The 14,010-nt window shown below is 38.1% G+C and carries 18 protein-coding genes; all 18 read left to right on the forward strand.

Annotation, left to right across the window (positions count from 1 at the left end):
* The first annotated feature begins 91 nt into the window (after positions 1 to 91).
* The 18 genes from flgB (at position 92) to ACEVFT_RS08160 (ending at position 14,009) form a co-directional block, all read left to right on the forward strand.
* Positions 92 to 484, forward strand: coding sequence for a flagellar basal body rod protein FlgB (gene flgB, locus ACEVFT_RS08075; RefSeq protein ID WP_393949171.1), 393 nt, complete (start codon positions 92 to 94; stop codon positions 482 to 484).
* A 3-nt stretch (positions 485 to 487) separates the two neighbouring features.
* Positions 488 to 949, forward strand: a complete 462-nt coding sequence (gene flgC, locus ACEVFT_RS08080; protein ID WP_205441941.1) for a flagellar basal body rod protein FlgC — start codon at positions 488 to 490, stop codon at positions 947 to 949.
* 26 nt (positions 950 to 975) lie between these two features.
* The gene (gene fliE / locus ACEVFT_RS08085; protein ID WP_205441942.1) at positions 976 to 1,281 is read left to right on the forward strand and encodes a flagellar hook-basal body complex protein FliE; all 306 of its coding nucleotides are present in this window, start codon (positions 976 to 978) and stop codon (positions 1,279 to 1,281) included.
* Between the two features lie 121 nt (positions 1,282 to 1,402).
* Positions 1,403 to 2,998 carry a flagellar basal-body MS-ring/collar protein FliF gene (fliF, locus tag ACEVFT_RS08090; protein ID WP_205441943.1) on the forward strand — a complete coding sequence of 532 codons (1,596 nt, stop codon included), beginning with the start codon at positions 1,403 to 1,405 and terminating at the stop codon, positions 2,996 to 2,998.
* Between the two features lie 15 nt (positions 2,999 to 3,013).
* Positions 3,014 to 4,027: a flagellar motor switch protein FliG gene (gene fliG / locus ACEVFT_RS08095; protein WP_008180783.1), complete on the forward strand. Its 1,014-nt coding sequence runs from the start codon at positions 3,014 to 3,016 to the stop codon at positions 4,025 to 4,027.
* A complete protein-coding gene (fliH, locus tag ACEVFT_RS08100; protein WP_205441944.1) occupies positions 4,020 to 4,808 on the forward strand; it encodes a flagellar assembly protein FliH in 789 nt (262 codons plus the stop codon). Before fliG ends, fliH begins: the two co-directional genes overlap by 8 nt.
* 5 nt (positions 4,809 to 4,813) lie before the next feature.
* Positions 4,814 to 6,139 carry a flagellar protein export ATPase FliI gene (gene fliI / locus ACEVFT_RS08105; RefSeq protein ID WP_205441945.1) on the forward strand — a complete coding sequence of 442 codons (1,326 nt, stop codon included), beginning with the start codon at positions 4,814 to 4,816 and terminating at the stop codon, positions 6,137 to 6,139.
* Complete coding sequence (fliJ, locus tag ACEVFT_RS08110; RefSeq protein WP_393949174.1) at positions 6,140 to 6,589, forward strand: flagellar export protein FliJ; 450 nt, start codon at positions 6,140 to 6,142, stop codon at positions 6,587 to 6,589.
* A 4-nt stretch (positions 6,590 to 6,593) separates the two neighbouring features.
* Entirely contained in the window at positions 6,594 to 7,202 is a 609-nt protein-coding gene (locus ACEVFT_RS08115; protein WP_342442691.1) for a MotE family protein, read from the forward strand.
* A 26-nt stretch (positions 7,203 to 7,228) separates the two neighbouring features.
* The gene (locus ACEVFT_RS08120) at positions 7,229 to 8,500 is read left to right on the forward strand and encodes a flagellar hook-length control protein FliK (RefSeq protein WP_393949175.1); all 1,272 of its coding nucleotides are present in this window, start codon (positions 7,229 to 7,231) and stop codon (positions 8,498 to 8,500) included.
* 2 nt (positions 8,501 to 8,502) lie between these two features.
* Positions 8,503 to 9,195 carry a flagellar hook assembly protein FlgD gene (flgD, locus tag ACEVFT_RS08125; protein ID WP_342442693.1) on the forward strand — a complete coding sequence of 231 codons (693 nt, stop codon included), beginning with the start codon at positions 8,503 to 8,505 and terminating at the stop codon, positions 9,193 to 9,195.
* A 15-nt stretch (positions 9,196 to 9,210) separates the two neighbouring features.
* A complete protein-coding gene (locus ACEVFT_RS08130; RefSeq protein ID WP_205441949.1) occupies positions 9,211 to 9,579 on the forward strand; it encodes a TIGR02530 family flagellar biosynthesis protein in 369 nt (122 codons plus the stop codon).
* Between the two features lie 86 nt (positions 9,580 to 9,665).
* Entirely contained in the window at positions 9,666 to 10,649 is a 984-nt protein-coding gene (locus ACEVFT_RS08135; protein WP_342442694.1) for a flagellar hook-basal body complex protein, read from the forward strand.
* Positions 10,650 to 10,742: 93 nt separating this feature from the next.
* A complete protein-coding gene (locus ACEVFT_RS08140) occupies positions 10,743 to 10,964 on the forward strand; it encodes a flagellar FlbD family protein (RefSeq protein ID WP_205441951.1) in 222 nt (73 codons plus the stop codon).
* Complete coding sequence (gene fliL, locus ACEVFT_RS08145; RefSeq protein ID WP_004269291.1) at positions 10,954 to 11,382, forward strand: flagellar basal body-associated protein FliL; 429 nt, start codon at positions 10,954 to 10,956, stop codon at positions 11,380 to 11,382. Before ACEVFT_RS08140 ends, fliL begins: the two co-directional genes overlap by 11 nt.
* Before the next feature lie 31 nt (positions 11,383 to 11,413).
* Positions 11,414 to 12,409, forward strand: a complete 996-nt coding sequence (gene fliM, locus ACEVFT_RS08150) for a flagellar motor switch protein FliM (RefSeq protein WP_004269290.1) — start codon at positions 11,414 to 11,416, stop codon at positions 12,407 to 12,409.
* Positions 12,402 to 13,625 carry a flagellar motor switch phosphatase FliY gene (gene fliY / locus ACEVFT_RS08155; protein WP_205441952.1) on the forward strand — a complete coding sequence of 408 codons (1,224 nt, stop codon included), beginning with the start codon at positions 12,402 to 12,404 and terminating at the stop codon, positions 13,623 to 13,625. Before fliM ends, fliY begins: the two co-directional genes overlap by 8 nt.
* Positions 13,626 to 13,646: 21 nt before the next feature.
* Positions 13,647 to 14,009 (forward strand): response regulator, encoded by a 363-nt coding sequence (locus tag ACEVFT_RS08160; protein WP_004269288.1) that lies wholly within the window; start codon positions 13,647 to 13,649, stop codon positions 14,007 to 14,009.
* The last annotated feature ends 1 nt before the right edge of the window (position 14,010 follow it).

The following is a 14,010-nucleotide window of genomic DNA, read 5'->3' on the forward strand; positions in this document are numbered from 1 at the left end:
GACAATAGACACTAGGTATCATCTTAATTACAATTGTATTATTGGATAAATTAACAAGTACATAGATTGAAATAAAATGAGGTGAACAGTTTTGAATTTATTTGGAGGAACTATTAGTAGCCTGGAAAATGGACTTTCCTATGCCACTTTAAATCATAAAACGATCGCAAATAATATTGCGAATGTCGATACACCTAATTATAAGGCGAAAAATGTTAGTTTTAAGGATATGCTGGAAGAACAGAAGAGTATAGCCATTTCTGCATATCGTACTGATAATAGACATTATGATTTCACGTTTCGACAAGCTACACCTGGTGTCAATATCGTTGAGAACTTGCGATATAGAAACAATGGGAATGCTGTAGATATGGATGCTGAGCAAGCAAAATTAGCAGAGAATCAAATTTATTATAATGCTTTAATCGATCGTGTTAATGGGAAATTAAACACATTGAGTACCGTTATTAAAGGAGGTAAGTAATAGATGTCTATATTTCATGGGATGAATACCACTGCCTCTGCTTTAACGGCGCAACGTTTACGCATGGATGTTATTTCTTCTAATATGGCTAACATGGATACAACTCGCGCTCGTCAAGTGAATGGGGAATGGGAACCATATCGACGCAAGTCTGTTACGCTGTCAGCACAAGAAGGACAATTTTCAAATTTTTTGAACATAGCACTAGGGAAAAATGCAAAAAGTGGTGTTGGTAATGGTGTAAAAGTTACTCGAATTTCAGAAGATCAAGAAACACCTTTCAAACTTGTTTATGACCCAACTCATCCAGATGCTAATGCAGATGGTTACGTAAATATGCCAAATGTTGATCCGTTGAAAGAAATGGTAGATTTAATGTCGGCTACTCGTTCTTATGAGGCAAATATAACTGTTTTTAATGCGAATAAATCCATGCTTACAAAGGCTTTAGAGATTGGTAAATAAAATTAAGTAGAAAGGAAGATACATACATGGCCATTTCGTCCATTTCGCTAATGACACCCACTCAGGTTGTAAATAACCCAAACAAACTTAATGCAACACCTTATGAAGCGCAACAAAGCTTCGCGAACTCTTTAAAAGAAGCAATAGCAAAAGTAAATGATCAACAAATAACTTCTGATAAGTATACTCAGAAGCTAATTAAAGGTGAAGATGTGGAGTTGCATGAAGTGATGATTGCTTCGCAAAAGGCGAGCATTACACTAAACGCAACAATTGAAGTTCGCAATAAGGTGATTGAAGCTTACCAAGAAATAATGCGAATGAGTGTTTAATTTATTGTCAAGACAAGGCAACCCCTTTTCAATATAGATTAATAACCACGATTTAGAGTGGGCTCATTATGTTCGCAAATTATTGATGGCTAGGTTATTCACTATAACCGGAGGATTCATAATGAATGAACGATTGACGAAAATAAAAAACGACACCAGTCAATTTTGGACAAGTCGAAGTAAAAAGCAAAAAATAGTTATGATTGGCTCCGTGGTAGTTGTAATCGCACTAGCAGCAATTGTGACATTTTTCGCTTCCAAAACTACATATGTTCCACTTTATAAAGATTTATCAACACGGGAAATTGGACAAGTAAAGGAAGCGCTAGATTCCCAAGGTGTGACCTATCAAATTGCTCCAGGTGGAACATCTATTTTAGTGCCAGAAGAACAAGTTGACTCCTTGTTAGTGCAATTAGCTTCTGAGGGATATCCGCAAACAGGTTCAATTGATTACTCATTTGCGAATAGTTCAGGATTTGGTATGACTGATAATGAATTTAACCTATTAAAAAAAGCAGCTACTGAAACTGAAATTGCTAAACTTTTCAAAAATTTGGAAGGTGTAAAAGATGCCAAAGTAATGATTACTGTTCCTGAGGAAGGGGTATTCGTAACGGATGTTAAAGGAGAAGCAACGGCATCTATCGTTTTAAATACAGACCCTGGCTATAAATTTACAGAACAGCAAATTACAACGATGTACAATTTGGTGTCAAAAAGTATTCCAAATTTAAAGACTGAAAATATTGTGATCTCTAATCAATTCTCAGAGTACTTTGATTTGAATGCTGCCACAGCTGATGGAACTTCCACAACGACAGCAGAAGGTCAATTACAAATGAAGAAATTAGTGGAACGAGATCTACAACGTCAAGTGCAAAATATGCTAGGAACGTTGATGGGACAAGATAAGGTAATGGTTTCTGTCACAACAGATATCGATTTCAAGAAAGAAAATCGTGAAGAAAATCTTGTGACACCTGTTGATGAAGAAAATATGGAAGGTATTGCTATTAGTGCGCAGCGAATTACAGAGCAATATTCTGGCACAGGAGCTGCAGCAGCAGCCGGAACACCTGAAGCTGAAACAACTACTGATAACTTCACAACTTATAATGAAGGTGCAGCAGGAAATGGAGATTATGAACGTACGGAAGAGACGATAAATAATGATGTGAACCGTATACGTAAGGATATTCAAGAAGCACCTTATAAAATTCAAGATATTGGGATTCAAGTAATAGTTGAACCACCGACAGCAACTGACGCAGCGTCATTACCAGACGGTGTTCGTGAAGATATTGAGAAAATTTTAAGTACAATTGTACGTACAACAATTTCCAAAGACGTGGCAGCAGAACTTACACAAGAGCAAATTGATGAAAAAGTGGCGGTATCTGTACAACCATTATACGGTAAGGTGACAGAGGTAGCTGATGAAAAACCAATTATTCCATGGTGGGTTTGGGTTATCGGCGGTATCTTGTTAGCTGTGATCGTATTGCTAGCATTCTTCATTATCCGTTCACGTAAGCGTGCGAAGGAAGAAGAAGAGCTAAGTATCCTAGAAGAACAAGAAGAATTAATGGTTGATGATATTAATGAAGAAATTGAAACGGAAGCTACAATGCGTCGTAAGCAGCTTGAAAAAATGGCCAAAGATAAGCCAGACGATTTTGCAAAGTTACTGCGCAGTTGGATTGCTGAAGACTAACTAGGAGGTTCGGCTGTGTCCAAGAAAGATAAGGAATTAACCGGAAAACAAAAGGCCGCTCTCTTGTTAATTTCATTAGGGCCTGAGGTTTCAGCTTCTGTCTATAAGCATTTAACAGAGGAAGAAATTGAACGTTTAACATTAGAAATTTCAAGTGTTAAAAAAGTGGAATCAAATGTAAAAGAAGAGATTATTGAAGAATTCCACAATATTGCACTAGCGCAGGACTATATCACACAAGGTGGTATTGGCTATGCAAAAACAGTATTAGAAAAAGCACTTGGTGTAGAACAAGCACAAACGATTATTAATCGATTAACATCTTCTTTACAAGTACGTCCGTTTGATTTTGCACGCAGAGCTGATCCAGCGCAAATTTTCAACTTTATCCAAAATGAGCATCCTCAAACAATTGCCCTGATACTCTCTTATTTAGAGGCAGGGCAAGCGGGTGTTATTTTATCTTCTTTACCACAGGAAGTACAAGCTGACATTGCTAAACGTATAGCGGTCATGGAATCAACTTCACCAGAAGTGATAAGCGAAATTGAATCTGTGTTAGAGCGTAAATTATCGTCAACTGTTACGCAGGATTATACAGAAACGGGTGGTATCGATGCAGTCGTTGAAGTTTTAAATGGAGTAGATCGCCAAACAGAAAAAACAATTCTCGATGCACTCGAAATCCAAGATCCAGAACTTGCAGAGGAAATCAAAAAACGTATGTTTGTGTTCGAAGATATTGTTACACTCGACAATCGTTCCATTCAGCGTGTTATTCGTGATTGTGAAAACGAAGACTTACTGCTTTCAATGAAGGTATCAAGTGAAGAGGTAAAAGATATTATATTCCGCAATATGTCACAACGTATGGCTGAAACATTTAAAGAAGAAATGGAAATTATGGGACCTGTACGATTACGTGACGTAGAGGAGGCACAATCTCGAATTGTTGCCGTTATTCGTCGTCTAGAGGATGCTGGCGAGATTATTATAGCTCGCGGTGGAGGAGATGACGTCATTGTCTAGAATCATCCGTTCTATTTATACACAGTCCGATAGCGATAATGTCAAGGAAATACAGATCCGTGATATGTTTGAACCGATGGAGGAATACCAGGAAGAAATCCCACCTCAACATCAATTAACGATGGATGAAGTAATGGCAGAGCGAGATCGTTTACTTGCTGAAGCGAGAGCTGCTTTGCAGGCAGAACGAGAGATGTTTGAACAGGAAAAGCATTTGCACTTTCAAGAGATTGAACATTTAAAGCTAAGCTGGGAGGAAGAGAGACCCAATCGTGTTCAAGAAGCTTATGATGAGGGATTTGGGCAAGGCTATGAAGACGGCGTGAATAAGGCCACTGAAGCAATGGCTCAGTCACTTCAAACTGCGAATGAAATCATGATGCTAGCGAAAGAAAATGCTCAAAAATACATTGATGATCAAGAAGCGGTGATTTTAGAGTTAGGCTTAACTGCTGCAGAACGAATTATTGGTACCTCATTAGAACAGGATAACGAACTATTTGTATCAATCGTACGCAGAGGGCTGAAAGAAGCGAGAGAAATGAAAGAAATTAAAATTTATGTCTCTCCAGCTTATTATGCTTTAATTACGGCCAATCGAGATGAATTAGCAGAAATGTTCCCAATAGACGTACCATTTATGATTTTTGTTAATGAGGATTTGGATAATGAAACAGATTGCTATATTGAAACAAATCATGGTCGAATTATGGTTAGTATCGATGAGCAATTAAATGCACTCAGATTAAAGTTACATGAAATATTAGAGAGTAAGGAATGATCTTGATGAAAGTGGCTCAATTAATTGAACATATTCCTCATATACCTACTTTTAAAAAGTTTGGTAGAGTTACTAGAGTTGTTGGCTTGATGATTGAGTCGCAAGGTCCAGATAGTTCCATAGGTGATGTCTGTAAAATTCATGTGGAAACTGTAAATAATGGTCATCAGATTATTTTAGCAGAGGTTGTTGGTTTTAAAGATGAAATAGTCGTCTTAATGCCTTTTACCTCCTTACGCGAAATATCGATCGGCTGCCTTGTCGAAGGGACGGGTGCTCCATTGGAAGTAAAAGTGGGCCCTGAGTTAATTGGTAAAGTATTGGATTCTATGGGGAATCCAATTGATGGTACTTTATTGCCTAAGGGACTAATGACAGTTCCCACTGAACAAGATCCACCAAACCCACTGACTCGTCCACCGATTAATGAAAGGCTTGAAGTCGGAGTGAAGGCTATTGACGGCATGCTAACAGTTGGTAATGGACAACGTGTTGGTATTTTCGCTGGTTCTGGGGTAGGTAAAAGTACATTACTTGGTATGATCGCAAGAAATACTCAAGCAGATTTGAATGTCATTGCGTTAATAGGGGAGCGTGGTCGTGAGGTTCGAGAATTCATCGAACGTGATTTAGGCGCTGAAGGTCTAAGTCGGTCCATTGTTGTTGCAGCTACTTCAGATCAACCTGCATTAATGCGGATTAAAGGGGCATTTACAGCCACAGCAATCGCCGAATATTTTAGAAATCGAGGCTTAAATGTCATGCTAATGATGGATTCCGTTACACGTGTGGCGATGGCACAACGTGAAATTGGACTTGCCACGGGTGAACCACCTGCACAAAAAGGATATACGCCTTCTGTTTTTGCGATATTACCTAAATTACTAGAACGAACAGGCACCAATGAAAAGGGGTCTATAACAGCATTTTATACCGTTTTAGTAGATGGGGACGATATGAATGAGCCCATTGCGGATACTGTGCGAGGGATATTAGATGGTCATATTGTATTGGATCGAAATCTTGCCAACAAAGGGCAATATCCAGCCATCAATGTCTTGAAAAGTGTGAGTCGCTTGATGAACCATGTTGCAGAGCCAACTCATAAAAAAGCTGCTGAACGATTAAGAGAACTCTATTATACATATGACAAATCTGAGGATTTGATCAATATTGGGGCTTATAAAAGAGGGACTTCTAAAGAAATTGATGAAGCAATTTATTATGAACCGCTTATTACTGCTTATCTTAAACAGGGTTACTTAGATAAAGTGACATTAGAAGAAAGTGTCAATGAGTTAATAACATTATCGAACGGTGGTGCGAAATAGATGGTCAGTTATGTGTATCGTTTTGAAAAAGTGTTAACTATTCGCGAACAGGAAAAAAACGAAACCGAAATGGCTTATAAAGAATCTGTCCGTTCTTTTGAAGAAATAGCAAAGAAATTATATGAATTGCTAAAAAAGAAAGAAGATTTAATTGGGTTTCAACAGGAGCGTTTAATGATCGGCTCATCGATAGATGAAATCCATCATTATAGTCGTTTTATTGACAGTCTCGAGAAAACAATTGCAGATGTGCAACAGAAAGTGATTCAAGCTCGTGCAAAGATGAATTGGCACGAAGAAAAACTATTAGAAAAAAACTTGGAAGTACGTAAATTTGAAAAAATGAGAGAAAAGGATTTTAAACATTTCCAACAAGAGCAAGATCGTATAGAAAGCCTTTTTTTAGATGAGATTTCATTACAAACGTATAACAAGAAAGAAATCAGGTGATTTCATGGCAAAGAAAGACAATCGATTAGCAACAGAATTAGTAGAAGAGCAACCAAAGAAAAAATCTGGGGGCTTTCTAAAGTTTTTTACTTGGATTGTACTGCCGATTATGTTTGTAGTAGCGGTTTTGCTTGTTGTGGCAACATTAATGAATACAAATGTCTTTGATTTAGGAAAAAAGGCAATTGGTAATTTACCTTTTATGCCGTCAGAAGAACAACAAGCGAAGGATGCTGTCGTTAATAACGACTCTAAAATAGTGAGTTTACAGGCAGAGATACAAGAAAAGGAAGCAGAAATTACACAGCTTCAAAAAAAATTAGATTCAACAATAACGGATAAAGAGAAGTTGCTGACAGAAAAAGAACAACTTCAATTTGAAATTGAAAAATTGAATCGTGAACAAGATGATGTAAAGCGTGATTTTAATGATATTTTATCAACGTTTGATAAGATGTCACCCAAAGCTGCAGCACCTGTACTGGTCAATATGAGTGATACGGAAGCGTTGCGAATTATAACGAATTTAAAGCCGGATAAGCTAGCAGCCATTTTAGAGAAAATGGATGCAAAAGACGCAGCAAAATATACCGAGCTTATGGCTAAACAATAGGGTAATTGAAAGGAGGTGAAAGATTAATGGATGTAGCGATGATGCAAATGATCAATAAATCAGCGCCTACTAAAACTGCAGCAACAAAGTCAGCAGCAGTTGGTACCGCTGAAGAAAAATTAGGTGGCACACAAAAGAAAGAAAGTTTATCAAATTTCGGTTCTGTTTTTGGGCAAGTTTTATCTTCTTCATCTCAATCAACCCAAGCATCACAGACGACTTCCACAAATGAGCTAGCAGATTTACAAGCGGTTTTAAATGCTGATTCAATGGAGGAAGTACTAGATTTACTGGGGATTTCCCACGATGATGGTTTACTAGTGCTTCAGCTAGGAGAAGACGGTAAGGCAGTGGCAATGGATGAAATGCTACATTTAGAAAATATACTAAATGCATTAGGTATTGATGAAGAGCAGCTTCAAAAAATAATTCAACAGCTTCTAGGAGAAGAAAAGGAAGCGAGTGATGTTTGGGAGCTATTATCAGTAGTAGATGCCCAAGCACCGGTACTACAGGCAAATATAAGCACAGCATTACAAGGTGAAGGTCAAGTGACACCAAAAGAGGCGTCACAACTTCTTCAAGTGTTGAAATTAGTGCAATTAGTAGGCCAAAAAACAGACTTAACTGCATCGCAAGAAAACCTGTTAACGACGGTTAAGAGCCTATTAACGTCATTGCAAACGCAAGTAGGTACGATGCAGGAAATAACAACTAAAACAACTGTGACATTGCCATTACAAGGCTTCCAGCAAGTTGTTCAGCAAGTCCAAGTGACGAAGCAAAGTGAAACAAGTACGACTGATATAGTTACACCACAAACGGTACAAACCAAACCAGACACATTCCATGTAACATTACCAACGGCTAAGCCTGCGCAATCAGAAGCTTTATTAAAGGAAATGCAAGCCATCATCAATCGAGCACAGATCTCTAATGCACAAGGGATTACACGTTTAACCATAAAATTATATCCAGAAAACCTAGGGACGGTTCGTATTGAACTTGTACAAAATGATGGTGTTCTAACAGCCCGTTTACTGGCTTCCACAACCCATGGACGTGAATTGCTTGATAGTCAAGCACACCAGCTAAAACAGGCATTTGCTCAGCAAAATATTCAAGTAGACCGCCTTGATATTGCACAATCACTACAAGATGCCGATCGACAACAACGTGATCAAAATTTCTTCAATAATTTCTTTAAACAACAGCAAGACGAAGAACAGGATCAAAAAAGTGATGATGAAGATGAAGGAATGTCCTTTAGTGACTATTTAATAAGTGAGGAGGTGTAATAATGGCAGATGCAACAACGAAAGTGACAAATAATTCGATAACAGATGATCTTTACTACTCGAATTATCAGAAGCCAATGAAGCAAACAGGAAATAGTGAGCTTGGCAAGGATGCTTTTTTACAATTGTTAATTACACAATTACAGCATCAGGATCCAACGAATCCAATGGATGATCGAGAATTTATTTCTCAAATGGCGCAATTTTCTTCTTTAGAGCAAATGCAAAATATGACAAAGGCCATGGAATCTTTATTAGCATCACAGCAACAAACACAGATGATGAGTTATACAACTTTTATTGGCAAAGAAGTCAAATGGCATGAGATTTCAGAGGAGAAAGATGAAAAAGGAAATCCTGTGGTTAATGAAGGAACAGGCGTCATCGAATCCCTCAAATTTGTAAATGGTAACGTTGTTTTCAAATTAGCTGACGGAAAAGAGATTGCTCCTGGTAATATATCTGGTATTTTAGGTGGAGCAAGCGATTCTAGTTCAAATGGCAATAATAATGTATCAGAATCTCCATTAGTGAAAGCTAGCCAATTGATTGGTAAAAATGTATCGTATAAAGACGGTGACCAAGAATTAAAAGGACGAATCGTCTCTGTTTCCAATAAAGATGGGGTCATTAATTACGTATTAGATAATGATAAAAGATTAACGGATAAAGATTTTACGGTTATTAGCGAATAAAGGTGGAGAAAAGTGATGGATAAGTTTTCAATTCATCGTGTACCCTTGCATCCATCTATTCGTACAACACAACCTAAGCCAATCAATACGCAACCATCATTTAAAGCACATTTACAGGAAGCTTCTAAACAAGAGCTAAAGGTGAGTAAGCATGCGAATGAACGTATTATAGAGCGCAAAATTAATATCTCTGAACAAGAATGGCAGGTTGTATCGGATAAGGTATTTGAAGCACACTCAAAAGGTGTCAAACAGCCATTAGTCTTGATGGATCAAGCAGCTTTAATTGTCAGTGCTAAAAACGCTACTGTCATTACAGCAATGGATCGCACGGAAGCAAAACAGCAGTTATTTACAAATATTGATGGCACGATTGTGCTTTAAAGGCTGGACCTTCTTACGTAAGGAAGCCTTGGTGATGCTGATTGATAGAGGCTCACCTATATAAAACGAAGGGAGAACGAAAACATATGTTACGTTCTATGTATTCAGGTATTTCAGGTCTTAAAAACTTCCAAACAAAGCTAGATGTGATTGGTAATAATATCGCCAACGTGAACACTTATGGTTTTAAAAAAGGGCGAGTAATTTTCAAAGATTTAATGTCTCAAACACAGGCAGGTGCCTCAGGTCCAACAGGCACTATTGGGGGCACAAACGCTAAACAAGTAGGACTAGGTTCACAACTTGCTGCGATTGATACCATTCATGGAGGAGGTTCACTTCAAAGTACGGGACGAGTTTTAGATTTGGCTATTGAAGGGGATGGCTTTTTTATTGCAGCAGGTTATGATGCTAACTCTACAGGGCCTGTTGCTCCAATTTCAGATTTAAAATATACACGTGCGGGAAACTTTTATTTAGATAAAGATGGTTTCTTGGTAAACGCAGATGGTAATTATATGATGGCTGTTACGACTTTAGCGGAATCATCTCCTCAGAATCCATCGTTTGACCCAACGACTCCAGATGATTTGAGTAATTATCAAGACTTAACACCGTCTGGAGGTACAGCAGTAGACCCAGCACCTGTTGTTCCTGAAACGATTGATCCTGCAGCAGATCTAGCAGGTAATGTAGGCTTTATCCAAATCCCTACGAATGCTCAATCAATGTCTATTGGATTAGATGGTAAAGTGACTTTTGTTAGTAAAGATGGCGTTTTACATTATGCTGGTCAACTTGTTATGGCGAAATTTGCAAATGCAGGAGGACTTGAAAAGTCTGGTGGAAATTATTACGTACCAACTGCTAACTCAGGAGATCCTTATTTTGCAGCTGGTACTGAAGGTGGGATAGGTAAAGCCGTTTCTGGGGCACTTGAAATGTCAAATGTGGACCTTTCAGAGGAGTTTACAGAGATGATTGTTGCACAGCGGGGCTTCCAGTCAAATACACGTATCATCACGACATCTGATGAAATTCTACAAGAACTAGTAAACTTAAAACGATAATAATATAGTCCTTTCATAACGGACGTTTTAACAAACATATTTTCATATGAGGGAGGGTCGGGCCGGCTCTCATGCTAGACCCGGCCCTAATTCATGATTGAACTAACACGTCTAAATGGCAAAGCATTTACATTAAATGCTTTATACATAGAAACAGTCGAATCATTTCCAGATACGACTATTACTTTAACAACTGGAACAAAATTAATTGTTTTAGAGAGTGAAGAAGAGGTGCGACAAAAGGTAACTGCCTTTTATAACAATATACAAGTACTATCCAACCCGCATCTACGAGGTGAAGAAGATGAAGAATAATAAAATGCTAACGATGATTATTATTTTACTAGTAGCAGTCATTCTGATTGGGGTTATTTTGTTTGTATTGCTTACCCAATTTAATAAACCAACAGGGGCTGTTGAGCCGTCCATTGATGAGATTGTAGAGGCAACAGTGGAGATACCAGAGATCACGACAAATCTTGCAGATAAAAGAGTTGTGCGCTTGTCATTGAAAATTCAAACGACAAGTAAAGATGCTGCTGCAGAATTAACAAAGCGCGTTTTCCAAGTGCAAAACATCGCCATTCAAGAGCTTTCTGAAATGGAGCAAAAGGATTTAGAAGGTAAGCAAGGAAAACAAATTTTCCAAAAATCATTGAAAACAAGATTAAATGAATTGATGCAAGAGGGAGAAGTTCAGGAAGTATATTTTACCTCCTTCATTACTCAATAAAACAGAAACTGCTTGAATTGGAGGTGGGCAAATGGCAGGAGATGTGTTATCTCAATCCGAGATAGATGCGCTGCTTTCCGCTATATCGACAGGGGAGATGTCAGCGGATGACATAAAAAAAGAGGACGAGGGACGTAAGGTTAAAGTTTATGATTTTAAGCGAGCACTTCGATTCTCAAAAGATCAAATCCGAAGTTTGACCCGAATACATGAAAATTTTGCACGATTATTGACAACCTTTTTCTCTGCACAGCTTAGAAGCTATGTGCAAATTACGGTTGCCTCAGTAGACCAAATACCATTTGAAGAGTTTGTCCGTTCCATTCCGAATATGACACTCATTAATGTATTTGAAGTGCCACCATTAGATGGTAATATATTGATGGAAATCAATCCGAATATTGCCTATTCAATGCTAGATCGCCTAATGGGCGGTAGTGGGGCAAGTCATAGTAATGTAGATAACCTAACGGAAATTGAAACTAAAATTATGACAAACCTTTTTGAACGCTCATTCGACAATTTACGTGAAGCATGGGAAAATGTTGCGGAAATCGATCCCATATTAGTAGAACTTGAAGTTAATCCACAATTTTTACAAATGATTTCACCCAATGAAACGGTTGTCGTAATCTCGTTAAATACGATTATTGGTGAGACAAGCGGTATGATTAATATTTGTATTCCACATGTTGTGTTGGAGCCAATTGTGCCAAATCTTTCGGTTCGCTATTGGATGCAAACTAATACGAAAGAGATGTCACCAGAGCAAACAAAAATGCTTGAAACACGTGTGAAACAAGCCCAATTACCACTCTCAGTTGAATTAGGTTTGACGGACATCACCATTGAAGATTTCCTAACAATGCAGGTTGGGGATGTTATACAGTTAGATCAAAAAATTGAAGCACCATTACTACTCAAAGTAGGAACATTGCCGAAATTCACTGTTCAACCAGGTAAGAAAGGCAAAAAATTAGCAATCCAGATTATCGACCCTTTGAAAGGAGGAGACGAAGATGAGTGATGAAATGCTCTCCCAAGAAGAAATTGAAGCGCTATTAAGGGGCGAGACGTTGGGAGATAAAAACAACGACACTGATGCTTCAACAAATGAAGAAATAAATGAGATACGAGTAGAGGATTACCTTGATTCGTTTGCACAAGATGCATTAGGAGAGGTAGGCAATATATCCTTTGGTAGCTCTGCCACAGCTCTTTCAGCGTTACTGGGTCAAAAAGTAGATATTACTACACCAAGTATTTCGATGATTAATCGCAATAAATTAGAAGAGGAATTTCCTCATCCATATGTAGCTGTACAAGTTGAATATACAATTGGTTTGACAGGTATGAATTTACTTGTTATTAAACAATCTGATGCAGCAATTATCGCAGATTTAATGTTAGGTGGCGATGGATTAAATCCGAAGCCGGACTTAGGTGAGATTCAGCTAAGTGCTGTTCAAGAGGCTATGAATCAAATGATGGGCTCAGCTGCTACATCTATGTCGACGGTCTTCAACAAAAAAGTAGATATTTCTCCACCGACAATTGATTTAATGAACATCTCACAAGATGAAGGTCGAGAAAATATTCCAGAAGACGATTTGCTGGTGAAAGTTTCATTTAGATTAAGAATTGGTAATTTAATTGATTCGAATTTAATGCAATTATTACCGCTTAAATTCAGTCAAAATATTGTAAAATCTTTATTAGGTGAAACAGGAGTGTTTGAGGAACCTGTGGCTGCAACGATTGCACCTGAGGCTCCACCAGTTACACCACCGCCTGTTCAACAGCATGTGCCTGTAGCACCACCACCTGAACAACCAGTATATCAGCAGCAGTCAGCACCAATGCAGCAACCGATTTATCAGGAACCACAACAATTTGCACAACCAGCGAGACCTGCACAGCCTGTAAATGTGCAACAAGCACAGTTTGCTAGCTTCGATACAAATGTAATCTCTCAATCTGAAGCTAGAAATTTAAATATGCTACTTGATATTCCATTGCAAGTTACTGTAGAGTTAGGACGTACGAAGCGTTCTGTTAAAGAGATTTTAGAACTATCAAGTGGTTCAATTATTGAACTGGATAAATTAGCAGGGGAACCTGTTGATATTTTAGTCAATAGCCGTTTAATTGCTAAAGGTGAAGTCGTTGTCATTGACGAAAACTTTGGTGTCCGTATTACAGATGTTTTAAGTCAAGCAGAGCGTTTAAATAATTTAAGATAGTTTCAATTGGAGGAGTTAACCATGTCTAAAAGAATTTTGATTGTAGACGACGCTGCATTTATGCGCATGATGATCAAGGATATTTTATCAAAAAATGGATTTGAAGTTGTTGGAGAGGCAGCAGATGGTTTACAAGCTGTCGAAAAGTACAATGAACTAAAACCAGATTTAGTAACAATGGATATCACAATGCCAGAGATGGATGGTATTGCTGCTCTTAAAGCAATTAAGGGAACAGATCCAAGTGCAACTGTAATCATGTGTTCAGCGATGGGGCAACAAGCGATGGTAATCGATGCAATTCAAGCTGGTGCGAAAGATTTTATCGTTAAACCTTTCCAAGCAGATCGTGTAATTGAAGCGATTCAAAAAGCGCTAGGATGAT

This window comes from Lysinibacillus sp. PWR01 (assembly GCF_043359455.1).
Lineage (GTDB): Bacteria > Bacillota > Bacilli > Bacillales_A > Planococcaceae > Lysinibacillus > Lysinibacillus fusiformis_F.